The sequence below is a fragment of the Pseudoxanthomonas sp. USHLN014 genome (genome assembly GCF_037153335.1).
Taxonomy (GTDB): Bacteria; Pseudomonadota; Gammaproteobacteria; order Xanthomonadales; family Xanthomonadaceae; genus Pseudoxanthomonas_A; species Pseudoxanthomonas_A winnipegensis.
Map to the genome: position 1 here is coordinate 1 of NZ_JBBCKO010000008.1, position 22,650 is coordinate 22,650.

The 22,650-nt window shown below is 70.8% G+C and carries 17 protein-coding genes; 11 read left to right on the forward strand and 6 right to left on the reverse strand.

What is annotated here, in order from left to right; all coding sequences use genetic code 11:
• Positions 1–483: 483 nt before the first annotated feature.
• Positions 484–852, forward strand: coding sequence for a glycine zipper 2TM domain-containing protein (locus tag WFQ05_RS14380; protein ID WP_130525117.1), 369 nt, complete (start codon positions 484–486; stop codon positions 850–852).
• A gap of 154 nt (positions 853–1,006) precedes the next feature.
• Here the strand turns inward: WFQ05_RS14380 and WFQ05_RS14385 are convergent, their stop codons facing one another.
• The gene (locus tag WFQ05_RS14385) at positions 1,007–2,665 is read right to left on the reverse strand and encodes a dihydroxyacetone kinase subunit DhaK (protein ID WP_337054317.1); all 1,659 of its coding nucleotides are present in this window, start codon (positions 2,663–2,665) and stop codon (positions 1,007–1,009) included.
• 115 nt (positions 2,666–2,780) lie between these two features.
• Between WFQ05_RS14385 and WFQ05_RS14390 the strand changes: the two genes are divergently transcribed.
• Positions 2,781–3,704 (forward strand): DUF808 domain-containing protein, encoded by a 924-nt coding sequence (locus WFQ05_RS14390; protein ID WP_337054318.1) that lies wholly within the window; start codon positions 2,781–2,783, stop codon positions 3,702–3,704.
• 10 nt (positions 3,705–3,714) lie between these two features.
• On the opposite strand, the gene WFQ05_RS14395 is transcribed toward WFQ05_RS14390, so the two are convergent.
• A complete protein-coding gene (locus WFQ05_RS14395) occupies positions 3,715–4,383 on the reverse strand; it encodes a DUF998 domain-containing protein (protein ID WP_165403026.1) in 669 nt (222 codons plus the stop codon).
• 130 nt (positions 4,384–4,513) lie between these two features.
• On the opposite strand from WFQ05_RS14395, the gene WFQ05_RS14400 reads away from it, so the two are divergent.
• The 3 genes from WFQ05_RS14400 to WFQ05_RS14410 all read left to right on the forward strand — a co-directional run bounded on the left by WFQ05_RS14400 (position 4,514) and on the right by WFQ05_RS14410 (position 8,156).
• A complete protein-coding gene (locus WFQ05_RS14400) occupies positions 4,514–5,500 on the forward strand; it encodes an MDR family oxidoreductase (protein ID WP_337054319.1) in 987 nt (328 codons plus the stop codon).
• 25 nt (positions 5,501–5,525) lie between these two features.
• The gene (locus WFQ05_RS14405) at positions 5,526–6,164 is read left to right on the forward strand and encodes an NAD-dependent dehydratase (protein ID WP_337054320.1); all 639 of its coding nucleotides are present in this window, start codon (positions 5,526–5,528) and stop codon (positions 6,162–6,164) included.
• 105 nt (positions 6,165–6,269) lie between these two features.
• On the forward strand, positions 6,270–8,156 hold the full coding sequence (locus WFQ05_RS14410; RefSeq protein WP_337054321.1) for a DUF1302 domain-containing protein: 1,887 nt from the start codon (positions 6,270–6,272) through the stop codon (positions 8,154–8,156).
• A 46-nt stretch (positions 8,157–8,202) separates the two neighbouring features.
• Here the strand turns inward: WFQ05_RS14410 and WFQ05_RS14415 are convergent, their stop codons facing one another.
• The 4 genes from WFQ05_RS14415 to WFQ05_RS14430 form a co-directional block, all read right to left on the reverse strand.
• Positions 8,203–8,568, reverse strand: coding sequence for a hypothetical protein (locus WFQ05_RS14415; protein WP_337054322.1), 366 nt, complete (start codon positions 8,566–8,568; stop codon positions 8,203–8,205).
• A gap of 122 nt (positions 8,569–8,690) precedes the next feature.
• Positions 8,691–9,455, reverse strand: coding sequence for a LytTR family DNA-binding domain-containing protein (locus WFQ05_RS14420; protein WP_337054323.1), 765 nt, complete (start codon positions 9,453–9,455; stop codon positions 8,691–8,693).
• Positions 9,448–10,776: a histidine kinase gene (locus WFQ05_RS14425; protein WP_337054324.1), complete on the reverse strand. Its 1,329-nt coding sequence runs from the start codon at positions 10,774–10,776 to the stop codon at positions 9,448–9,450. The genes WFQ05_RS14420 and WFQ05_RS14425 overlap by 8 nt, the downstream gene beginning before the upstream one ends.
• Positions 10,777–11,109: 333 nt before the next feature.
• Entirely contained in the window at positions 11,110–11,610 is a 501-nt protein-coding gene (locus tag WFQ05_RS14430) for a GNAT family N-acetyltransferase (protein WP_337054325.1), read from the reverse strand.
• A gap of 715 nt (positions 11,611–12,325) precedes the next feature.
• Between WFQ05_RS14430 and glgA the strand changes: the two genes are divergently transcribed.
• From glgA to WFQ05_RS14460, 6 genes are read left to right on the forward strand one after another with little or no spacing between them, the layout of a single operon-like run.
• Complete coding sequence (gene glgA / locus WFQ05_RS14435) at positions 12,326–13,903, forward strand: glycogen synthase GlgA (protein WP_130525106.1); 1,578 nt, start codon at positions 12,326–12,328, stop codon at positions 13,901–13,903.
• Positions 13,900–16,155 (forward strand): 1,4-alpha-glucan branching protein GlgB, encoded by a 2,256-nt coding sequence (glgB, locus tag WFQ05_RS14440; RefSeq protein ID WP_337054326.1) that lies wholly within the window; start codon positions 13,900–13,902, stop codon positions 16,153–16,155. Before glgA ends, glgB begins: the two co-directional genes overlap by 4 nt.
• Positions 16,155–17,924: a malto-oligosyltrehalose trehalohydrolase gene (gene treZ / locus WFQ05_RS14445; protein WP_337054327.1), complete on the forward strand. Its 1,770-nt coding sequence runs from the start codon at positions 16,155–16,157 to the stop codon at positions 17,922–17,924. Before glgB ends, treZ begins: the two co-directional genes overlap by 1 nt.
• On the forward strand, positions 17,921–19,840 hold the full coding sequence (locus WFQ05_RS14450; RefSeq protein WP_337054328.1) for a 4-alpha-glucanotransferase: 1,920 nt from the start codon (positions 17,921–17,923) through the stop codon (positions 19,838–19,840). Before treZ ends, WFQ05_RS14450 begins: the two co-directional genes overlap by 4 nt.
• On the forward strand, positions 19,837–22,446 hold the full coding sequence (gene treY / locus WFQ05_RS14455) for a malto-oligosyltrehalose synthase (RefSeq protein ID WP_337054329.1): 2,610 nt from the start codon (positions 19,837–19,839) through the stop codon (positions 22,444–22,446). Before WFQ05_RS14450 ends, treY begins: the two co-directional genes overlap by 4 nt.
• Positions 22,447–22,455: 9 nt before the next feature.
• Positions 22,456–22,647 (forward strand): DUF2934 domain-containing protein, encoded by a 192-nt coding sequence (locus WFQ05_RS14460; protein WP_130516288.1) that lies wholly within the window; start codon positions 22,456–22,458, stop codon positions 22,645–22,647.
• Positions 22,648–22,650: the final 3 nt, after the last annotated feature.

Genomic DNA, 22,650 nt, shown 5'->3' on the forward strand with positions numbered 1-22,650 from the left:
CCCCAGACCCCCTCAGATCCAACGATCTGAGGGGGTCTTCTTTTGCGCCTGGGAAAAGCAAAGCTGCCGCGCGGCCTGGGACGCAACGCAGAGAGCCAGGCAATACGCCCGCGCGTTCGATGCGGGCGGATCGGATGGAAGCGGTGCCCTTGAGCCCGCGGGCGATGCCGTGCTTTGCATCGGCAGCCCGAAACCGAATGGCAATGCAACGGAGAACAGGACGGCAAGGCATGACCACGTCGAAGGGCCGCACCGACGGTCGTTGCCGGAACGCTTCTAAAGCGGGGCCTCGCGGCTCGTAGCGGTGGCTCTGGCCTGGCTAGCAGCAAAGAGAAGCTGCCTGACTCACGTCCACACTCACCCGGCGCATACGCTGCAGTCCAGCGGTTAAACATGTGGCGCGAGGTCGCCTGTTTTTCACCAAAGATTGCAATGTCTGGTGGCTTCATGGCCGCACGTATCGTTACGCAAACGAGGTTTGCCATGAAGAAGTCCCACATCCACGCTTCCCGCCTGTTGGTGTGCGCTGGTCTGCTGGGGATCGCCACCTCGGCCATGGCCCAGCGCTACGGGCCGCAGGACGAGGGCCGTCGTTTCAACGACGGCACGCGCGTGGTCTGCAAGAACGTCGAGGTCCGCAAGAACAGCAAGGATTCCAACCGGATCCTGGGCACCGCCACGGGCGCCGTAGTCGGCGGTCTGCTGGGCAACCAGATTGGTGGCGGCAACGGCAAGAAGCTGGCCACGGTCGGCGGCGCCATCGCCGGCGGTGCGGCCGGCCGCACGATCCAGGGCAACCACCAGATCGATCACGGCGATCGCGTCGTGGAGAAGCAGTGCGTCCGCCGCTGATCCGCAGCGCTTCGTGAGATCAACAGAACGGCCGGGCATTGCCCGGCCGTTCTGCGTTATGGACCTGGCGTGGGCGCGGAGGCTGCGCTCAGCGGTGCGCCCGTCGCAAATGTAGCGCTGCGGCCGATGCACTCGAATCGGTAAGCCTCACGGATCAAGCGCTGTGCGCTGAGGTCGCCGCCTGCGCGAACGCCTCGAAGGCGCGCGCCACCGCTTCCGCACCGGGGTCGACCACGCCTTCCAGCGCTTCGGCGCGCACGGAGGCCGAGCGGCCGGCCTGGGCCTTCTGCATCGTCGCCGTGGCGGCTGCGCCCTCGCGGGCCGCAGCCGCGGCGGCTTGCAAGTCGCCGGGCCGTTCGCGCAGCGCGGCGATGGCGGGAATGAGGGCGTCGAGCATGGTGCGGTCGCCCTGGCGGGCGCCGCCGGTCTCCTGCATGCGGGCGATGCCGCGCTCCAGCGCCTCGGGCCAGGACGCGGATTCCGCCAGCGCCTGTGCGGAGGCGGTGAGCATGATCGACAGCAGCACGCCGCTGGACCCGCCCATGCTGTGTTCGATCAGGGCCGCCAGTTCATGCGCCAGGCCTGCCTGTTCGCCGGTGCTTAGCGTGTCCGCCTCCAGCGCCGCGCGCACGGCGGCGGCGCCTTGGGCGAAGGTGGATCCGGCGTCGCCGTCGCCGACCTTGGCATCGAGCGCATCCAGTTCCTCCTTGGCGGTCAGCAGGGTCTGCGCGGCCTGCTTCAGCGCGTTGGCGCGCGTGGCATCGCGACGGCCGCTGCCGGGGGCATGTTCGGATTGGGGGCGCTCGGGTTCGAAGTAGGTCACCGGTCGCGGCGTTGAGACGCCGGGCCAGGCCAGCGTTTCGACCGGCGCGCGCAGGGCCTCGAGCACGTCGGCGTCGGCCGGGCCCAGGGTGATCGAGAAGCCGTGCATGTCCATCGAGGTCATCAGCGCCGCCGGTCGCACCATCACGGCGATGCGTTCCAGGCCGATGCGGGCGATCACGCCATTGGCCAGGCTGCCGAGCTCTTGCGTGGAGCAGCCGCCCAGGTCGTTGAGAAACACCACCAGCGGCGCGTCGGCGCCCAGGCGGGCGTCAGCGGCCTCCAGCAACGGCGAGAGCACCAGGTCCAGCGCATCCTGCAGCGACTGCGGATCGACCTTGCGCGCGCCCGGTTCGTTATGGATGCCCAGGCCGAGTTCGGGCGAGCGCTTGCCCTGGTGCTGGCCGGGCACGGTGGCGCTGGAGAGCGCCATGCCCAGCGACAGCAGGCGGTCGGCGAAGGCCTGCCCGCGTTCGGCGATCTGCGCCAGCGCCATGCCCTGCGCCGCCAGATGCCCGACATACTTGTGCACCAGCACCGTGCCGGCCAGGCCGCGCGGCTGGGCGGCATCTGGCAGGGCGATGTCGTCGCGCACCAGCACGGTGGCCACGTCGATGCCTTCGGCGCGCGCACGTTCGGCGGCCAGGCCGAAGTTGAGCCGATCGCCGGTGTAGTTCTTGATCACCAGCAGCACGCCGGGCGCCTGGCGGCAGGCGTGGATCGCGGCCAGGACCGCTTCGACACCGGGCGAGGCGAACAGGTCGCCGGCGATGGCGCCGGTCAGCATGCCCGGGCCGACGAAGCCGGCATGGGCGGGTTCGTGGCCGGAGCCGCCGCCGGAGAGCACCGCCACCTTCGTGGCGTCGGGCTCGGCCTGCAGCACGATGCGCATGCCCGAATCGGGTGCGCTCATGCGCAGCGGCATCAGCTGCGCGGTGGCGTTGAGGAGGTCGGCGACGATGGCGCGCGGTGCGCCGAGGAACTGCTGCATGCGTCGGTCCTGTCCGGGAGGGGCTTGCGAGCCTAGGACATGACGCGTGAGTCAGGTGCGCAGACATGGGGGGGCATGCACAATGCCCGTCCCCCTCTTCAGGACGACCCGCACAATGGCCGGAGCCAGCCTGTTCACCCTGCTCGACGATATCGCCACCATGCTCGACGACGTGGCGGTGATGACCAAGGTCGCCGCGAAGAAGACCGCCGGTGTGCTCGGCGACGACCTGGCGCTCAACGCCCAGCAGGTCACCGGGGTCAAGGCCAACCGCGAACTGCCGGTGGTGTGGGCGGTGGCCAAGGGCTCGCTGCTGAACAAGGCGATTCTGGTGCCGGTGGCGCTGGCGATCAGCGTCTGGCTGCCGGTGGCGATCCCTTATCTGATGATGATCGGCGGCGCGTATCTGTGCTTCGAAGGCGTGGAGAAGCTGGCGCACAAGTTCCTGCATTCGAAGGACGAGGACGCCGCGCATCACGCGCAGGAGGCCCGCGGCCTGGCCGATGAGCGCGTGGACGTGGTCGCGTTCGAGAAGGACAAGATCAAGGGCGCGGTGCGGACCGATTTCATCCTCTCGGCCGAGATCATCGTGCTCTCGCTGGGCGTACTGAGCGAGCGCACGCCGCCGCCGACCTTCGTCGAGGAGGTGATCGTGCTGGCGCTGATCGCGCTGCTGATGACCGTCGGCGTCTACGGCCTGGTCGGGGCGATCGTGAAACTGGACGACCTGGGCCTGTGGCTCTCGCGCAAGGGCGCCGCGCTGGCATCGATCGGCCGTGGCCTGTTGGTGGCCGCGCCGTTGCTGATGAAGTTCCTGTCCATCGCCGGCACCATCGCCATGTTCCTGGTCGGCGGCGGCATCCTGGTGCACAACATCGGCCCGCTGCATCACCTCATCGAAAGCCTGAGCCTGGGCGGGGTGGCCGCCAGCGTGGCGGGCATGCTCTACAACGCCCTGATCGGCGTGCTGGCCGGCGCGATCGTGCTGGGCGTGGTGCAGCTGGTCGGCAAGTTGCGCGGCAAGTCCGCCGCGCACTGAGGGCCTTCGGTCAGGCGGTGCCGGCGCCGCGCCCGCGGCGCACCAGGCACAGCGACACGGCCATCAGCCAGCCCAGGATCAGCACGATCACCGACTTCTGTCCCAGTCCGGTCAGCGGCGGTGGGCACCAGGCCATGGCCCAGATCGCCAGGAAGCACAGCGCCGCCCACGGCAGCGCCCAGCGCCGGTGCGCGCGCCAGTAGGCATCGTGGCGGAAGTCGTGGGCCTGCCACATCAGGCCGACCGTGGCGCAGACGAAGGCCGTGCTGGCCGCGCCCACGTGGATGCGCCCCTGCACGGTGGTGTGCGCGCCGGGCATGTCCATCCACGCATAGGCGGTGATGCACAGGGCCAGCGCGGCGGTCACGAACAGCGCCATCGGCATCCGGCCGCGTGCGCGCGGATGCAGGCTGCCGCGCAGCCCGAAGATCAGCGCCAGCATCCCGACGCTGAGCACGCAGTAGGCGGACTGGAGCAGATGGCCCCAGGGCCCGATCAGATACAGGCTCATCTGATTGCGCACCACATCCAGATCCGAGCGCAGCAGGTGGACCACGATGGTCACGGCGACGAAGGTCGCTAGGCTGGCCAGGGCCAGCCCCGGCCACAGCAGGTTCACGCGACCGTGCGGCGTCGAGGGGGAGGCGAAGGCGGTGGCGAGCGGCGCCGATCCTGGCATGTGGGCGGTCTGGCGATGGCATTGCTTCGTGCAATGCAGGGATTCTAGCGAGCGCGGTACGCGGCTGACCAATTCCTTGCTCACGCCACGCTGGCTAGCATGGGGCCCTGTTTCGGTCGGAGGATGGGTCATGGCATTCAAGGCCTTGCTGGTGAACAAGCGCGACGGCGCGGTACAGCCGGAGCTGGTGACGCTGGAAGACGGCGATCTGATGGAGGGCGATGTCACCGTCGCGGTCGAGTACTCCACGGTGAATTACAAGGACGCGCTAGCGGTGACAGGCCGGGCGCCGATCATGCAGGTGTTCCCGTTGATTGCCGGTATCGATCTAGCCGGGCGCGTGCTCGCGTCGGCGCATGCCGGCTTCAAGCCCGGGGATGCGGTGCTGGTCAACGGCTGGGGACTGAGCCAGACCCACCACGGCGGTTTCGCCCAGCGCGCGCGGGTGCCGGGCGACTGGCTGGTGCGCGTGCCGGACGCCTTCGACACGCGCCAGGCGATGGCGATCGGCACCGCCGGTTACACGGCGATGCTCAGCGTGCTGGCGCTGGAGCACAACGGCCTGACCCCCGATGCGGGCGAGGTGCTGGTCACCGGCGCCAATGGCGGCGTGGGTTCGGTGGCCATCGCCGTGCTCGGCAAGCTGGGCTATCGCGTGGTCGCCTCGACCGGGCGCATGGCCGAGGCCGACCATCTCAAGGCGCTGGGCGCGGCCGAAGTGATCGAGCGCGGCCCGCTGGGCGAGCCCGGCAAGCCGCTGCAGAAGGCGCGCTGGGCCGGTGCGGTGGACAGCGTCGGCAGCCACACCCTGGCCAATGTGCTGGCGCAGACCCGCGAGCGCGGCACGGTCACCGCCTGCGGGCTGGCCCAGGGCATGGACCTGCCGACGACGGTGGCGCCCTTCATCCTGCGCAACGTCACCCTGGCGGGCATCAATTCGGTCGATGCGCCGCAGGCGCTGCGCGAGACCGCCTGGCAGCGTCTGGCCCGCGACCTGGACCCGGCCTTGCTGGCGTCGGTCACCAGGCAGGTGGCGCTGGCCGAGGTGCCGCAGGTGGCCGACGACCTGCTCGCCGGCAAGGTGCGCGGGCGCGTGGTGGTGGACGTCAATGCCTGAGCCGGCCCCGGGCAGGGCGCACCCGATGACGCAGGTGCTGTTGGCGGGTGCGACCGGGCTGGTGGGCGGCCTGACGCTCTCGCAGCTGCTGCTCGACGAGCGGGTCACGCGGGTGGTGGCGCCGACCCGCCGCCCGCTGCCGATGACCCACGCCCGCCTGTTCAATCCGGTGGTGGATTTCGACGCGCTGCCGGCCGATGCGGACTGGTGGCGGGTGGACAGCGTGATCTGCGCGCTGGGTACGACGATGCGCCAGGCTGGTTCGCGCGCGGCGTTCAGGCGGGTGGATCACGACTATCCGGTGGCGATCGCGCGCCATGCGCTGTCCGGCGGGGCGCTGGCCTATGCGCTGAATTCGGCCACCGGCGCCGATGTCGCCTCGCGCTTCTTCTACACCCGGGTCAAGGGCGAGGTGGAGCGCGACCTGGAGGCGTTGGGCTACACGTCGCTGACCCTGGTGCGCCCCGGCCTGATCGAGGGCGATCGCGCGCAGCGCCGCACCGGCGAACACCTGGCCGGCCTGGTCCTGCACGCCCTCTCGCCGGTGCTGCCGCGCCGCTTCCGGCCCAGCCCCGCCGAAGGCGTCGCCGCGGCGCTGGTCGATGCGGCCTTGAATGCGCGTCCCGGGCGCCATGTGATCGAGGCCGCGCAACTGGCGGGCTGATCGGGGCGCGTGCCGGCCCCGGGTTGGTCACCGCTGCAACCATGCGCGGCGGCGCCTGTCTTCGGTGTTATAAAGCACGCCGTTTTTAACGGATCGGTAACGCGCATGACGCTCTCGAACGCCCGCTCCCGCACGTGCCGCCGCGTGCCGGTGCTGTGCCTGCTGGCCACCGCCATCGCCGCGCCCCTGCATGCGGCCGAATTCAAGCTCGCCGACGGGGAAGTCACCGGGACCTGGACCACGCGCGCGACCTACGGCATGGGCGTGCGCACGACCGGCCGTTCGGAGCATCTGGTCGGCAAGGGTTTCCGGTCCGACGGCGTGGCCAAGGGCGGCGATGGCGCCGATACCGCGGACGACGGCAACCTCAACTACGGTGCCGGCGATGTGTATTCCTCGCTGTTCAAGCTCAGCACCGCGGTCGACCTGAAGTGGCGCAACCTCGGCGTGGCCGTCAGTGGCCGCGCCTGGTACGACACCGCGCTGAAGGACAACGACGTGCCGCAGGGCAACCAGCCCAGCGGCTTCAAGGGCAATGCGCCGCTGAGCGACCACGACTTCTCCCAGTCCAACCAGTTCTCCGGGGCGATGCTGTTGGATGCGTATGTCTACGGCCGCTTCAAGCTGGGCGAATCCACCACGTGGGATTCGCGCCTGGGCAAGCAGCGGGTGAAGTGGGGCGAGGGGGTGTTCTTCCAGGGCGTCAACCAGGTCAATCCCTACGACTACACCACGCTGCGCCGCCCCGGCACCGATCCGGCCACCGAGGCCCAGCTGCCGGTGGAGCTGTGGTGGAACAAGCTCAGCTTCGACAACGGCGTGTCGGTGGAGGCCTTCTACCAGTGGAAGTGGCGCCCGACCGAGCTGGATCCGTGCGGCACGTTCTGGTCCGGCGCGGACATCGGCATCGACAACGGCTGTTCGGGCCTGCAGTCCAACGCCTACTACCCGATCAACGCCTATTCGCCCGGTGCGGGGCAGTGGCTGAGCGATGGCTACATGAACGCCGTCGGCGCCTACCTGCCGCGCGGGCGCGACATCGAGGGCAAGGACAGCGGCCAGTACGGCGTGGCGGCGCACTACACGATCAAGCCCATCGCCACCGAGCTGGGCCTGTACTGGATGCGCTACAACTCGCGCCTGCCGATCCTCAATGCCACCACGCCGAACATGGCCAACGCCGATCCGACCCTGGTCGCGCGCATGACGGCCGACGGCGTGCCGCTGGCCTACGCGCAGCTGTCCCAGCGCCTGTCCACGATCACCGAGTCGTGGGAGTACCCGGAGGATCTCACCCTGATGGGCCTGTCGGCCTCGCACAAGGCCGGGGCGTGGAAGTTCGCCGGCGAGGTCAGCTTCACCCAGGACCTGCCGGTGCAGATCAACACCGCCGACATGTTCGCCGCGCTGACCCGCAACGGCGGGCCGGTCGGTGGGCGCACCGCTGGGCAGGATCCGGGCTTCCTGCTCAAGGGCTACGACCGCTTCGACAAGTGGCAGGCGCAGGCCTCGGTCACGCGCACGCTGGGGCCGGTACTGGGCGCCAGCAGCGGCGTCATCGTCGGCGAGGCGGCCTGGCAGCACGTGGACCTGCCCGGGCTGGATGTCGCGCGCTATGGCCGTGGCTTCGCCTGGGGCTATTCGCCGCAGGGCTTCGACGGCAGCTGCGGCGCGGTGCAGAACCCGCAGGGCTGCGTGAACAAGGGCTACTTCACCAAGATGGCCTGGGGCTATCGCGTGCGTGGCCAGCTCAACTACGCGGTGGGCAGCACCACGCTGTCGCCCAGCCTGACCTGGGGCCAGGACGTGCACGGCTACGCGGTGGACGCCACCCTGGTGCAGGACCGCAAGACGGTCTCGCTGGGGCTGGCGGCCAAGTTCGCCGGCAACGCCTTCGCCTCGGTGGCCTACACCAACTACCTGGGCGACAACCCCTACGACGTGCTGGCCGACCACGACAACGTGGTGATGGCGATCGGCACCACGTTCTGAGCATGGCGGATGCGGTGCCGCCGGCCTGGCGGCACTGCGTGCTCGTTCAACCCGCGCAGCGCGTGCCCGGGCCGGGCGCTTCGGCCTGCACGTATTCGTTCACCTGCATGTCCAGGCCCTGGAACACGCGCTGCTCGCCGGCGCCCAGGCTGAACTGGTCCACCGGTGTGCGTGCGCAAGCGCGCTTGTCGTCGGTGCCGACGCGACAGGTCTCCTCGAACAGCTGGTAATGGCAGCGCCCACTGGCGCTGCGCACGCACTGGAACGTCGCCGAGCCGGCCGCGCGCGTGGTCCGGCTGAACAGCGTATCCACGCCGTCGCGCTGGCTGCGCGTGATGGACGTGCTGCTGCTGCCGTCGTGGCAGCCGAACAGCGCAAGCATGCAGTAGAGAATCGAGGTCAACAGGCGCATGGCGCGCTCCTTGTCATGTGATCGGTGGGCCGGCACGCAGGCAGACCGGGGGCTGGCAGTCCCGCTCGGCCAGGATGCGAAACCGTCGTCGCGCCGCACGAGACCGGCCGCGCTGCGACGTGCTACATGCCCTTGAACAAGCCCATGAACGGCTGGCTGACGCTCAGCAGTTCCGGGCGGTTGCGCAGCTTCAACTGGCCCTTGCCGGTGTCGTCGCGGATCACCGAGGCCACGGCCTTGAGATTGACGATGGTGGAGCGGTGGATCTGCTTGAACGCCGCCGGATCCAGCGCGCCCAGCAGCTCGCGCAGCGGCGTGCGCAGCAACGCCTCGCCGTCCGCGGTCATCACCACGGTGTACTTGTGGTCGGCACGGAAGTAGGCGACGTCCTCGATCAGGATCAGCCGCGTCTCGCGCCCGGTGCTGGCCGTCACCCACGCCAGCGGCGCGGCGGCCGGGCGCGCGCTCGGGGCTAGCCGCTGCAGCAGCGCATCCAGCACGGCCACATCCGGTGCCGAGGGCTTCGTGCGCGCCTGCAGGCGCTGCACCGTGGCGTCCAGGCGTTCGCGCGTGACCGGCTTGAGCAGGTAATCGACCGCGCCGTGCTCGAAGGCTTCCACTGCGTACTGGTCGTAGGCGGTGACGAACACGACCTGTGTGCGCGGGCTGGCATCGGCGACCGCGCGCGCCACCTCGATGCCGGTCAGGCCCGGCATGCGGATGTCGAGGAAGGCCACGTCCGGCTGGCGCTCGGCGATGGCTTCCAGCGCGCTGGCGCCATCGCTGCATTCGGCGCCGATGCCCAGCTGTGGCCAGGCCTGGCGCAGCTGCGCGACCAGCGCGGCGCGCAGCAGGTCCTCGTCTTCGGCGACCACGCACTCAGCCATGGGCGTCGGCTCCGGCGCAGGCCTGTGCGGCCGGCAGCGGCGGCGGCGTGGCCGCTGCCGGCGAGGGCGGCACGTGGACCGGCGGCGGGCGCGGCAGCACCAGCGTCGCGGCCACGCCGGCGGGGAAGTTGGAGGTCAGCGAGAAAGTCGCCGCATGGCCGTAGATCAGTCGCAGGCGTTCGCGCAGGTTGGTCAGACCGATGCCGGTGCCGCTGTTGTGCGCGCCGCCGAGGCCCAGGCCGTCATCGGCCACGGTCACCGCGATGCCCTCGTCGATGCTGCGCGCCATGATCCACAGCGTGCCGCCGCCGGGCTTGGGCTCCAGGCCGTGCTTGATGGCGTTCTCCACCAGGGTCTGCAGCATCATCGACGGCAGCGGCACGCCATGGAGCGCGTCGGGCACTTCGATGCGCGGGTCCAGGCGTGCGCCCATGCGGATCTTGAGGATCTCAAGATAAGCGCGGGTGCGCTCCAGTTCCTCGCCCAGCGGCGACATCGCGTTCTCCTCGCGCGGCAGCGAGCGGCGCAGATACTGGATCAGGTGCCCCAGCATCTGCTCGGCGCGCGGTGGGTCGGTGGCCGCCAGCACCTGCGCATTGGCCAGCGTGTTGTAGAGGAAATGCGGTTCCACCTGCGCCTGCAGCAGGTTCAGGCGCGCCTGGGTCAGTTCCTTCTCGGTGGCGTTGTGCGCGGCGGCGGCCTGTTCGGCGCGTCGGCGCTCGGCCACGCGCCGGGAGATGGCTCGGGTCAGCGACTCGATGTGCTCGTAGTTGACGCCCTTGTCCACCGTGTACAGGTCGCGCCAGGCACCGGCATCGGGTTCGCAACGCAGGCTGGCGCGACAGGTGCCTTCGCCCGGCATGATGGTGATCAGGACTTCGTCGCGCTTGATCGCGCACAGCGCCGGCAGGTTGTACCAGGCGATCCTGCGCTGCGGCTCGAAGCCCGGGCGTGGCACCTGGCCCTGGATGCGCAGGCTGTCGTGGACGATCTGCAGCGCGGTGATGCGTGGCAGCTCGCGCACCGCGCCTTCCAGCAGGGCGAAGGCGGCATCGGCTTCCATCGGCAGGTCGACCACGCGGCGCTGGCGGTTGGACAGGGTCGCCGCGTCCAGTTCGCCGGCCATGCCGCGCACGCGGTGCAGGTGATCGATCACGCGGATGATCGCCGAGACCAGCAGCCCGATCGCCAGCAGCCAGAAGATCACCCCCGGCGGCGCCTGGAACTGGTGGAAGAACGCCGCCCACAGCGGGAAGGCGATGGCCAGCGTCAGCAGCCACGCGCCCACGACACGAACGAAGAAGAAGAATCGCGGAAGCACGGTGCCGACCCCTGGAAAACCTGTTGCGGCCGAGCATACCCAGCGCCCCCCGGAGCGCCAGCCTGGACGCGACCAATCCACGGAATCGGCGACGAAGGGCCCGTCCGTCGGGACCAAACTCGCCCCTTCCCCCGATGACCTCCCCCGATCCGCGCCGCGCTGATACGCCACCTGCGGCCCTTGGGCATCCAGCCCGCCGCGCCTGTGCGCGGCCTTTCGTGTCTTGCGGCCGGTTCCTCGCGGACGGTCCGGGGCTGTGCCTGTGGGTGCCGGCCCAGGCGCCGCGGCTGGAGTCAGGCGATCAGGGAGCGCGCCGGCCCCATTTGGACGGACTCAAAGCGGCGCGTGTTCTTCCTTGTAGATCCGCAGCCCGCGCGCCTGGTAGTTGGCCAGGGCGGCCGGGTGGTCGAGGGTGCAGGTATGGACCCAGACGCGTTCGGTGCCGGGCCAGTCCCAGGCGGCGCGGATGGCGTGGCTCAGCAGTGGCCCGCCGAAGCCGTGCCCCAGGAACGCGCCGGCCAGGCCGAAGTAGCGGATCTCGGCGTTGCGCCCGTCCGGGCGATACAGCTCGTAATAGCCGGCGATGGCGCCGCGGTGATAAGCCACCCAGGTGCGGTGGCTGTCCTGCTCCACCAGCGCGCGCCAGTCGGCCTCGCTCCAGCGGTTCATGTCGCTCCAGTTCCAGTCCTTGCCGACCAGCCCGTAGAGGAAGCGGTTGAGCTCGGGTTGCGGGATTTCGCACTCGACGATCTGCAGGTCGGGCCGCTGCGGCTTCTCGCGCAGCGCGTCCGGCGAGGTCATCTCGAGATAGAAGGTGGTGCAGCGCTGCGACATCCTGCGGCTCCTGGGAACGTTCCAATCCGATTGTGACCAACCCGATGGCGGCGGCGCCAGCGTCGCCTTGCGCCAGGCCGCGGGATGGTGGACGTCCGGAATGAGGTCGTCGTCTGACAGCGGTGCTGTACAGGCGGCGGCCGTCGCATAGGCAGCCTGGCTGCCTGTCGCGCGCCGACGAGCTCCTTGAGCGCCGACCTAGTCCGCTGGACCCGGGAGGGTGCATCGCGCCGTCCGGCACCAGAGGCGACGGGCGTGGCGCCTTGTGTCGCACGCGTGCGGCCCGGACGCGCGCTGTCGCGGTGTCCGGCCGCATGTGACTCGCCCGTCACCCATGCGCGGGACGCAGGCCTCGTCGCGGTCACCATCCGCTGGCGCATGGTGGGATGGTCAAATTCTCGCCAATCTTCTGTGCGCGCCGCTTCGGCGACCGCTCGTCCGAGCCGACCCTCGAGCGCAGGAAAAAGCGGCGCCGCGCGGCTTGACGGCTGTCATCAAATCGTGGCATTTGGTTCACACGTCTTTTATCGCGGCGTTCGTAGATTCGATTCGAGCAGCGCCCCACGGGCCCCTTGTCCGCCGCGCCGCTCCCTCTCACCCGCGTCACGTCGCCGGTCGCTCAATGGCCTGCGGCGGCTCTTCGCTCCGCGCTCGTTTCGCTGTTGCTGTTCCGTCTTTCTCCTCTTTCGTTCCTGCGACGGATGTTCGATCCCCCATGTCTGCGTCTGTGCTGCCCGAGTCCCCGCGTCCCCTGAAGCCTTCACCCCGCGCCGCGCTGCCGCTGTCGCAGGAGTCCCTGCGCGCCCGCGATGCGCGCGGCCGGTTCGCGCCGCGCGCGGCCAACGATCCCGACACGGTGCGCTCCGGCGTCTCGCCGCGCCGCACGTCGCTGTTCGTCACCTCGGAGATGGCCGACTTCATCAAGGCCGGCGGGCTGGGCGACGTCGCCGCCTCGCTGCCGCGCGCGCTGCGCCACCGCTACGACGCGCGCGTGCTGATTCCCGGCTATCGGGCCGTGCGCGCCAAGGCCGGCAAGCTGCAGATGGTCGGCCGGATCGCGCCCAAGGCCGGTCTGCCGGCCTGCGCGCTGGGCTACACCACGCTGGACGATGGCTTGCCGGTCTATGTGCTGATCTGCCCGGAGCTGTTCGAACGCGAAGGCTCGCCCTACGTGTCCAGCCTGGGCGCGGAGTGGGAAGACAATGCCGTGCGCTTCGCCACGCTCTCGCATGCCGCGGCCGAGATCGCCGGCGGCCGCGCCGGCTTGGACTGGGCGCCGGACCTGCTGCACCTCAACGATTGGCCGTGCGCGCTGGCCTCGGCCTATGTGAAGTGGTCCGGCGGCAGCACGCCTTGCCTGCTGACCATCCACAACCTGGCCTACCAGGGCCTGTTCCCGCACGCGGTGGCGCCGCTGCTGGGCATCCCCGAGGCGGCGCGCGCGGACCTGGAGTTCTACGGCCAGATGTCCTTCCTGCGCGGCGGCATCGTGCATGCCGCGCACGTCAACACCGTCAGCGTCAGCTACGCCGCGCAGATCACCCTGCCGGCGATGGGCTGCGGCCTGGACCGGCTGCTGGCGCGCCGCGCCGCGGCCGGCGGCCTGACCGGCATCCTCAACGGCATCGACGCCAGCTGGGACCCGAGCACCGACAACCATCTGCAGGCGCACTTCAACCTGCACGACTGGGCCGGCCGCAAGGCCAACGCGAGCCAGGTCCGGCGCGAGTTCGGCCTGCCCGAGCGTGACGGCCCGCTGTTCGCCGTGGTCTCGCGCCTGGTCCACCAGAAGGGGCTGGACCTGATCTGCGAGGTCGCCCCGCAGATCGTGGCCGCCGGCGGGCAGATCGTGGTGATCGGCGGCGGCGAGCCGCAGATCGAGCAGAGCGTGCTGGCGCTGACGCGCCGCTACCCCGGTCATGTCGGCGCCTTCATCGGCTTCGAGGAACAATTGGCTCGGCGCATGTTCGCCGGCTCGGATTTCCTGTTGATGCCTTCCCGTTTCGAACCCTGTGGTCTGAGCCAGATGTACGCCCAGCGCTTCGGCAGCCTGCCCATCGCCCACGCCACCGGCGGGCTGATCGACACGGTGGACGATGGCGTGACCGGCTTCCTGTTCCAGGAGCCGTCGGCCGACGCGCTGCGTCGCTGCCTGGCGCGCGCCTTCCGCACCTTCCGCCTGCCGGGCCTGATCCAGGCCATGCGCCGCGCGGCCATGCTCAAGCCCAGCGGCTGGGACGTGGCGGGCAGCAAGTATCTGGCCCTCTACGACCGCACCGCGGCGCTGGCATGAGTGAGTCCGACCGGGCCGGGCAGAGGGCCAAGGTGATCACCGCCGGCGAAGGCGATGCTTCGCAGACACGCGCCGATGCGCCGCTCGACCCGCGGCTGCAGGCGCTGGTCGATGGCCACGACGGCGATCCGTTCGCCCTGCTTGGCCCGCGCGCCACCGGCAGCGGCGGGATGCGGATTGTGGCGATGGCGCAGGGCGCCGAGGCCATGGCCGTGCTCAATGCGCAGGGCAAGGTCGTGGCGCTGATGCGCTGCGTGCATCCGGCCGGCCTGTTCGAGGCCGAGCTGCCCACGCAGATGGCCTACCGTCTGCGCATCGCCTGGCCCGAGGCGCTGGAGGAGATCGAGGATCCCTACCGCTTCGGCCCGGCGCTGCAGCAGGAATGGCTGCACGGCATCGTCTCCGGCGATGGCGAGTCGGCGCGGCTGGCGCTGGGCGCGCACCGCGTGACCCACGAGGGCGTGGACGGGGTGCGCTTCGCGGTGTGGGCGCCCAATGCGCGGCGCGTGTCGGTGGTCGGCGACTTCAACGGCTGGGACGGGCGCCGTCATCCGATGCGCCTGCGCCACGATGGCGGGGTGTGGGAGCTGTTCCTGCCCGGCATCGTGCCGGGCATGCGCTACAAGTACGAGATCACCGCGGCCGACGGCACCCGCCTGCCGCACAAGGCCGACCCGATGGCCCGCCAGTGCGAACTGCCGCCGGCCACCGCCTCGGTGGTGCCCGAGGCCGAAGCCTTCGCCTGGACCGACGTGGAATGGATGGCGCGCCGCGCGGCCCGCGCGACCACGCCCGAGCCGATCGCGATCTACGAGCTGCACGCCGGTTCCTGGCGCCTGCGCGAGGACGGCCGGCACATGAACTGGGACGAGCTGGCCGATGCGCTGATCCCGTACGTGCAGTGGCTGGGCTTCACCCATATCGAACTGCTGCCGATCACCGAGTATCCCTTCGGCGGTTCCTGGGGCTATCAGCCGCTGGGCATGTACGCGCCGACCGCGCGCTATGGCAGCCCGGAAGGCTTCGCCCGCTTCGTCGATGCCTGCCACAACGCCGGCATCGGCGTGATCCTGGACTGGGTCAGCGCGCATTTCCCCAACGACGCGCACGGCCTGCAGCGCTTCGACGGCACCGCGCTGTACGAGCATGCCGATCCCAAGGAGGGCTTCCACAAGGACTGGAACACCCTGATCTACAACTACGGGCGGCACGAGGTCTCGGCCTATCTGGTCGGCAGTGCGCTGGAGTGGATCGAGCGCTATCACATCGACGGCCTGCGCGTGGACGCGGTGGCTTCGATGCTCTACCGCGACTACAGCCGCAGCGAGGGCGAGTGGGTGCCCAACCAGCACGGCGGTCGCGAGAACCTGGAGGCGGTGGAGTTCATCCGCCGGCTCAATGGCGAGGTCGGCCGCCGCTTCCCCGGCGTGATGATGATCGCCGAGGAGTCCACCGCCTGGGGCGGGGTGACGCAGCCGCCGGAGCACGGCGGCCTGGGCTTCACCCACAAGTGGAACATGGGCTGGATGCACGACACGCTCGAGTACATGAAGCGCGATCCCATCCACCGCAAGCATCACCACAGCGAGATGACCTTCGGCATGGTCTATGCGTTCTCCGAACGCTTCGTGCTGCCGCTCTCGCACGATGAAGTGGTGCACGGCAAGGGCTCGCTGCTCACGCGCATGCCGGGCGATGCCTGGCAGCGCTTCGCCAACCTGCGCGCGTACTTCGGCTTCATGTGGGCCCATCCGGGCCGCAAGCTGCTCTTCATGGGCGGCGAGTTCGGCCAGTGGTCGGAGTGGAACCACGACACGCAGCTGGACTGGGGGCTGATGCAGCAGCACGAGCATCACGGCCTGGCGCAGCTGGTGGGCGACCTCAACCGCCTGCTGTGCGCCGAGCCGGCGCTGTACCGCAACGACCACACCCCTGCGGGCTTCGACTGGTCGGTGGGCGACGACCACGCCAACAGCGTGTTCGCCTTCGTCCGCTTCGATCGCGATGGCGACGGCGCGCCGGTGCTGGCGGTGAGCAACTTCACCCCGATGCCGCGCTACGGCTATCGCGTCGGTGTGCCGCGTGCCGGTCAGTGGCGCGAGATCCTCAATACCGACAGCGGCCACTACGGCGGCTCCAACGTCGGCAACGCCGGGGCGGTGAGCACCGAGCCGGTGCCCATGCACGGGCATGCGCAGTCGCTCTCGCTGGCGCTGCCCCCCCTTTCCACCATCTGGCTGCGAGCGGTCTGATGCCGGGCCAGGGGGAGCATCCGGGCAGTTCGTGGCTCGGCGCGGTCGCATGCGCCGACGGGCAGACGCGGTTCCGGCTGTGGGCGCCGGACGCGCGCCAGGTGCGGCTGGAGGTGGAAGGGCAGGCATCCCAGCCGCTGACGCGCCGCGACGACGGCAGCTTCGATGCGGTCCTGCCACTGCCGCCCGGCACGCGCTACCGCTATCGCATCGACGATGCCGAACCGGTGCCGGACCCGGCCTCGCGCTGGCAGCCCGAGGACGTGCACGGCCCCAGCGTCGTCGTCGATGTCGACGCTTATGTTTGGCAACACGCGGGCTGGCAGGGCCGGCCCTGGCGCGAGGCGGTACTCTACGAGCTGCACGTGGGCACCAGCGGTGGCTATGCCGGGGTGATGGCGCAGCTGCCGCGCCTGGTCGAGCTGGGCATTACCGCGATCGAGCTGATGCCGCTCAACGCCTTTCCCGGCACGCGCAACTGGGGCTACGACGGTGTGCTGCCGTACGCGCCGGCGGCGGCCTACGGCAGCCCGGACGAACTCAAGGCGCTGATCGACGCTGCCCACGGCCACGGCCTGATGGTGCTGCTGGACGCGGTCTACAACCACTTCGGCCCGGACGGCAACTACCTGCACCAGTACGCCGAGACCTTCTTCAACGCCGATGCGCACACGCCGTGGGGCCCGGCCATCGACTTCCGCCAGGAGGCGGTGCAGCGCTACTTCATCGACAACGCGCTGATGTGGCTGCACGAATATCGCTTCGACGGTCTGCGCCTGGATGCGGTGCACGCGATCGTGCCCAACGATTTCCTGGAGACCCTGCGCCAGGCCATCCTCGCCAGCGTGGCCGAAGGGCGCCACGTGCACCTGGTGCTGGAAAACGAGGCCAATCAGGCCTTCCGCCTGGCCGACGGCTACACCGCGCAGTGGGACGACGACTTCCACAATGCCCTGCACGTGCTGCTGACCGGCGAGGACGAGGGCTATTACGCCGCCTTCGCCGACGATGCCAGCGGGCACCTGGCGCGCGTGCTGGGCGAGGGCTTCGCCTACCAGGGCCAGCCCGATCCGCGCGGCCATGTGCGCGGCGAGCCGTCCGGCCATCTGCCGCCGACCAAGTTCGTGGTGTTCGCGCAGAACCATGACCAGATCGGCAACCGGGCGATGGGCGATCGCCTGATCACCCAGGTCGCCCCGTCGGCGCTGCGCGTGGCGCTGGCGCTGACCGCGCTGACGCCGATGATCCCGCTGTTCTTCATGGGCGAGCCCTGGGGCGCGCGGCAGCCGTTCCAGTTCTTCACCGATTACCAGGCGCCGCTGGACGAGGCGGTGCGCGAGGGCCGGCGGCGCGAGTTCGCGCAGTTCGCCGCGTTCGCCAATCCTGCGGTGCGGGCGAGCATCCCGGACCCCAACGCGGTGCAGACCTTCGAGGTGTCCAGGGTGGACATCGGCGAGTCGCTGCGCGGCGAGGGCGCGGCGTTCGCCGAATGGTTCGCGCAGCTGCTGCAGGTGCGCGCCACGCAGCTGGTGCCGCATCTGGATCAGGCGCGCGCGCTGGGCGCGCAGGTGCTGGCGCCGGGCGCCATCGTCGCGCGCTGGCAGCTGGGCACGGCGGTGCTGCAGGTGGAATTCAACCTGGGCACCGCGCCGCTGACCGTGCCCGTGCCGGCCGGCGCGCGTCTGCTGCATGCCGAAGGCGCCGATGCCGACAGCGATGCGCTGGGCCCGAACTCCTTGCGCGCGTGGTGGCAGGACGCGCAGGCATGAGCGCCGACGCGCTGCACGCGCTGGCCGACGCCGCCGGCCTGCTGGTCGACTGGGTCGACGTGGCCAGCCAGCCGCGCAAGGTGGCCGATACGACGCTGCGCGCCGTGCTCGAGGCGATGGAGCTGCCCTGCGCCACGCCGGCGCAGTGCGCCGACAGCCAGCGCCGGCTGGAAGCCATGCAGGGCCGGCCGGCGCTGCGGACCGCGGTAGTCGATACGCCGGTGGCCGTCGAGGGCCGGCCGGGCGCCGCGTACAAGCTGCTCGATGAGCACGGCCAGGCCCAGGAAGGCCGCTTCGATGCGCAGGGCGCGCTTGGCCCTGTCGCGGTGCCCGGCTACTACCGCGTGCTGTGCGAAGGCGCCGGCGAAGACGGCATCGCGCTGGCCATCGCGCCCACGCGCTGCTGGTCGGTGGCCGATGCCTGCGGGGTGGCGCAGCCGCGCGCCTGGGGCGTGGGGCTGCAGGTCTATTCGGCGCGCACGCCGCTGGATGCCTCCATCGGCGATGCGCAGGGCGCGCTGGACTGGGCGCGGCGCGTGGCCGCCGCCGGCGGCGATGCGCTGGCGCTGAGCCCGATCCATGCCGCGCGGCCGCTGCAGCGGCATTACAGCCCGTATTCGCCCAGCGACCGGCGCTTCTTCGATCCACTATATGCCGCACCGGCGCTGGTGCTGGGCGAGGCGTTGGCGCGGCAGGCCCTGCAGGCGGCTGGGCTCGAGGCGCGCCTGGCCCAGTTGAACGCGGCCGCGCTGGTCGATTGGCACGGCGGTGCGCAGGCCAAGTGGGCCTGGCTGCGCGCGCTGCGCGAGCAGGCCTTGCCCGAGGCGCTGCAGGCGGATCTGCAGGCCTTCATCGCGGACGGCGGGCCGGCGCTGGAGCAGCACGTGACCTTTGCCGCGGCCGATGCCGGCGACGGCGATCCCGGCCTGCACCGCTATGCGCAGTGGCTGGCCGCGCGCAGCTGGCAGGACGTGCAGCGGCAGGCCCGTGCGGCGGGCATGCGCCTGGGCCTGATCAGCGACCTGGCGGTGGGCTTCGATCCGCACGGCGCCGAGGCGGCGGCGTGGCCGCAGGCGGTGCTGCACGGCCTGGTGCTGGGCGCGCCGCCGGACGCCTTCAACGCCGACGGCCAGGCCTGGGGCATCGGCAGTTATTCGCCGGCCGGCCTGCGCGCCAGCGGCTTCGCGCCCTTCATCGCGCTGCTGCGCGCGGTGATGCACGAGCGCGGCGGCGTGCGCATCGACCACATCCTCGGGCTGCTGCGGCTATGGGTACTGCCCGACGGCGGCAGCGCCGGCGACGGCGTGTATCTGCGCTATCCCTTTGAGGACCTACTGCGGCTGCTGGCGCTGGAATCCTGGCGCCAGCGCTGCGTCGTGATCGGCGAGGACCTGGGCGTGGTGCCCGATGGCCTGCGCGAGGTGCTGGCCGCGCACGGCGTGCTGGGCATCGACGTGCTGATGTTCACCCGCGACGCGGACGGCGCCTTCCTGCCGCCGGCGCAGTGGCGCCGCTCGGCGGTGGCCACCACGACCACGCACGACCTGCCGACGCTGGCCGGCTGGCGCATCGGCCGCGACCTGGACTGGCGCGAACGGCTGGGCACCGGCGGCCGGATCGACCGCGCCGCCGAAGACGCCCAGCGCAGCCAGGACGTCGCGCGCCTGCAGGCGCAGGTGCGCGCCGACGGCGGCGATGGCCAGACGCTGGCCAGCTGGCTGGCCTTCGCCGCGCACGGCCCGGCACCGCTGGCGCTGCTGCCGGCCGAGGACGCGCTGGGCCTGGAAGAACAGCCCAATCTGCCCGGCGTGGTCGAAGGCCATCCCAACTGGTCGCGGCGCCTGCCGCAGGACACGCCACACCTGGATGCGGCGCTGGCCGCGTTCGCCACCGCACGCGGCGAGGGGACGCCATGACCGAGTTACGCGCCACCGCGCGCCTGCAGCTGCATGAGGGCTTCACCCTGCACGATGCCGCCGCGCAGGTGCCGTACTACGCGCAGCTGGGCGTGAGCCATCTCTATCTGTCGCCGATCGGCACGGCCGTGGCCGGCTCGACCCATGGCTACGACGTCACCGACCCGACCCGCGTCAATCCTGAGCTGGGGGGCGAGCAGGGGCTGATGGCGCTGCACGCGGCGGTGCGCGCGCACGACATGGGCCTGCTGCTGGACATCGTGCCCAACCACATGGCCGCCCACGCGACCAATCCGTGGTGGTGGGATGTGCTCAAGCACGGCCGCCGCAGCAAGCATGCCGACTGGTTCGACATCGACTGGCGCAGCCCCGGCCACGACGGCAAGCTCTGGCTGCCGGTGCTGGACCGGCCCTATGCGCAGGCGCTGGCCGAAGGCGCGCTCAAGCTGGGCGTGTCCGCGGCCGGCGAGCTGCAGCTGGAACACCACGACGCCTGCTTCCCGGTGCGCGTGGACGGCGCGGCGGTCCCTGCGGATCTGGCGCTGCGCCGCGACTGGGCCTGGCGCATCAGCCAGGGCACCGCGCGCGGGGAGAGCACGCTGCACCGGCTGCTCGAACGCCAGTCCTATCGGCTGGCGTGGTGGGCGGTCGGCAACGACATGGTCAACTACCGGCGCTTCTTCGACATCACGTCCTTGGCGGCCATCCGCGTGGAGCGGCCGGATGTGTTCGCCGCCGTGCACGCGCTGCCGCTGCGGCTGATCGCCGAGGGCGTGCTCGATGGCCTGCGCCTGGATCACGTCGACGGCCTGGCCGACCCGCGAGGCTACCTGCGCCGACTGCGCGCGCAGGTCGACAAGGCCGGGCGCAAGCGTGGCCTGCGCCCGGGCAAGGTGACCCTGCTGGTGGAGAAGATCCTGGCGCCCGGCGAGACGCTGCCGCGCGACTGGCCGGTGCAGGGCACCACCGGCTACGACTTCATGGACCAGGTCTCCGGCGTGCTGCACGACGCGGACGGCGAGGCGGCGCTCACCGCGCTGTGGCAGCGTGTGAGCGGGCGCAGTGGGGACTTTGCGCAGGAGGAATTCCAGGCGCGTGGCGAGATCCTGGACGCCTCGCTGCAGGCCGAGTTCACCCGCGCCCAGCAGGCCGCGGTGGCCTGCGCGCATCTGGACCCGATCTGCCGCGAGTTCAGCCCGCAGATGATGGGCAAGGCGCTGACCGCGGTGATGCGGCGCTTCCCCGTGTACCGTACCTATGCCGGCAACGATGGGCTGGACGAGGGCGATGCGGCGCTGTTCGCGCGCGCCGCGCAGGCCGCGCGCGAACACGCCAATCCGCGCGTGCAGGCCGCCATCGACGCGCTGCAGCGCTGGATGCACGATGACCCCGATACGCCCAACGTGCAGCGCAGCCTGCGCCGCGTGCTGCGCCGGCGGCTGGAGCAGCTGTCCGCGCCGCTCAACGCCAAGTCGGTGGAGGACACGGCCTTCTATCGCCACGGCGTGCTGCTCTCGCGCAACGAGGTCGGCTCGCATCCGCAGCATCTGGCGACCGATCCACAGGTCTTCCATACCAGCGTCCAGGCGCATGCCGCCGGGCACCAGCGCGCGATGCTCGCCACCGCCACCCACGACCACAAGCGCGGTGAAGACGTGCGCATGCGCCTGGCGGTGCTGAGCGGCCGCGCGCCGTGGTGGGCCGAGCAGGTGGAGACCTTCAACGCGCTGGCCGGCGTGCGGATCAGCGCGGATGCCTGTTCGCCGGGCGATGCGTTGATGCTGTGGCAGACACTGATCGGCGCCTGGCCGCTGGAACTGGGCGTGGACGATGCCGACGGTCTGGCGGCCTTCGCCGAGCGCGTGGCCCAGTGGCAGACCAAGGCGCTGCGCGAGGCCAAGCTGCACAGCACCTGGACCGAGCCCAACGAAGCCTACGAGAGCGCCGCACGCGCGTTGCTCGACCTGGCACTGGTCGCACCCGAAGGCAAGTCACTGCGCACCGCCCTGCACGGCGCCGCGCAGTCGATCGGCGCGGCCGGCGCGGTCAACGGCCTGGCCCAGACCACGCTGCGGCTGACCGCGCCCGGCGTGCCCGATCTCTATCAGGGCACCGAGGGCTGGGACCTGTCGCTGGTCGATCCGGACAACCGTCGGCCGGTGGACTTCGACCTGCGCCGCCGCTGGCTGGCCGACGAGGCCTCCTGGGCCGCGCTGCTGCAGGACTGGCGCAGCGGCCGGGCCAAGGCGCGCCTGGTCGCGCTGCTGCTGCAGCTGCGCGCACGGCTGCCCGAGCTGTTCGGCCGCGGCGACTATCGCGTGCTGCACGCCGAGGGGCCGCGCGCCGGGCAGGTGCTGGCCTTCCGCCGCCAGCACGAGGGCCAGCGCCTGGTGGTCGCGGTGCCGCGGCTGGTGGCCGAGGGTCTCGTCGACGCCGCCGTGCCGCAGCTGCCGGCAGACTGGTGGCAGGATGGGGCGCTGCCCGTTCCCGATGGAACCTGGCACAGCCTGCCCGATGGGCGCGTGCTGCAGATACCCTCGGGACGCATCGCGCTGTCCGAGTTGTTCGCCCATGCCCCGGTGGCCGTGCTGGTCGCCCCTGAATGACGTTTCGCCATGGACCCCAATGCCCGCAGGCTCCGCATCGAACAGCTGGCTCACGAGATCTGGGAAGCCGAGGGTCGCCCCGACGGCCAGTCCGCGCGACACTGGGCCATGGCCGAACGCCTGGCCGATGCCGAATCGCGCGTGGCCGAGCAGAGCGGCTCGACCCTGACGCCCCGATCTGAGGACGCTGACACGCCGTGACCC

Coding starts and splice junctions, on each gene's coding strand:
- WFQ05_RS14380 (WP_130525117.1), top strand. CDS start 484: ATGAAGAAGTCCCACATCCACGCTTCCCGCCTGTTGGTGTGCGCTGGT.
- WFQ05_RS14385 (WP_337054317.1), bottom strand. CDS start 2,665: ATGCAGCAGTTCCTCGGCGCACCGCGCGCCATCGTCGCCGACCTCCTC.
- WFQ05_RS14390 (WP_337054318.1), top strand. CDS start 2,781: ATGGCCGGAGCCAGCCTGTTCACCCTGCTCGACGATATCGCCACCATG.
- WFQ05_RS14395 (WP_165403026.1), bottom strand. CDS start 4,383: ATGCCAGGATCGGCGCCGCTCGCCACCGCCTTCGCCTCCCCCTCGACG.
- WFQ05_RS14400 (WP_337054319.1), top strand. CDS start 4,514: ATGGCATTCAAGGCCTTGCTGGTGAACAAGCGCGACGGCGCGGTACAG.
- WFQ05_RS14405 (WP_337054320.1), top strand. CDS start 5,526: ATGACGCAGGTGCTGTTGGCGGGTGCGACCGGGCTGGTGGGCGGCCTG.
- WFQ05_RS14410 (WP_337054321.1), top strand. CDS start 6,270: ATGACGCTCTCGAACGCCCGCTCCCGCACGTGCCGCCGCGTGCCGGTG.
- WFQ05_RS14415 (WP_337054322.1), bottom strand. CDS start 8,568: ATGCGCCTGTTGACCTCGATTCTCTACTGCATGCTTGCGCTGTTCGGC.
- WFQ05_RS14420 (WP_337054323.1), bottom strand. CDS start 9,455: ATGGCTGAGTGCGTGGTCGCCGAAGACGAGGACCTGCTGCGCGCCGCG.
- WFQ05_RS14430 (WP_337054325.1), bottom strand. CDS start 11,610: ATGTCGCAGCGCTGCACCACCTTCTATCTCGAGATGACCTCGCCGGAC.
- glgA (WP_130525106.1), top strand. CDS start 12,326: ATGTCTGCGTCTGTGCTGCCCGAGTCCCCGCGTCCCCTGAAGCCTTCA.
- glgB (WP_337054326.1), top strand. CDS start 13,900: ATGAGTGAGTCCGACCGGGCCGGGCAGAGGGCCAAGGTGATCACCGCC.
- treZ (WP_337054327.1), top strand. CDS start 16,155: ATGCCGGGCCAGGGGGAGCATCCGGGCAGTTCGTGGCTCGGCGCGGTC.
- WFQ05_RS14450 (WP_337054328.1), top strand. CDS start 17,921: ATGAGCGCCGACGCGCTGCACGCGCTGGCCGACGCCGCCGGCCTGCTG.
- treY (WP_337054329.1), top strand. CDS start 19,837: ATGACCGAGTTACGCGCCACCGCGCGCCTGCAGCTGCATGAGGGCTTC.
- WFQ05_RS14460 (WP_130516288.1), top strand. CDS start 22,456: ATGGACCCCAATGCCCGCAGGCTCCGCATCGAACAGCTGGCTCACGAG.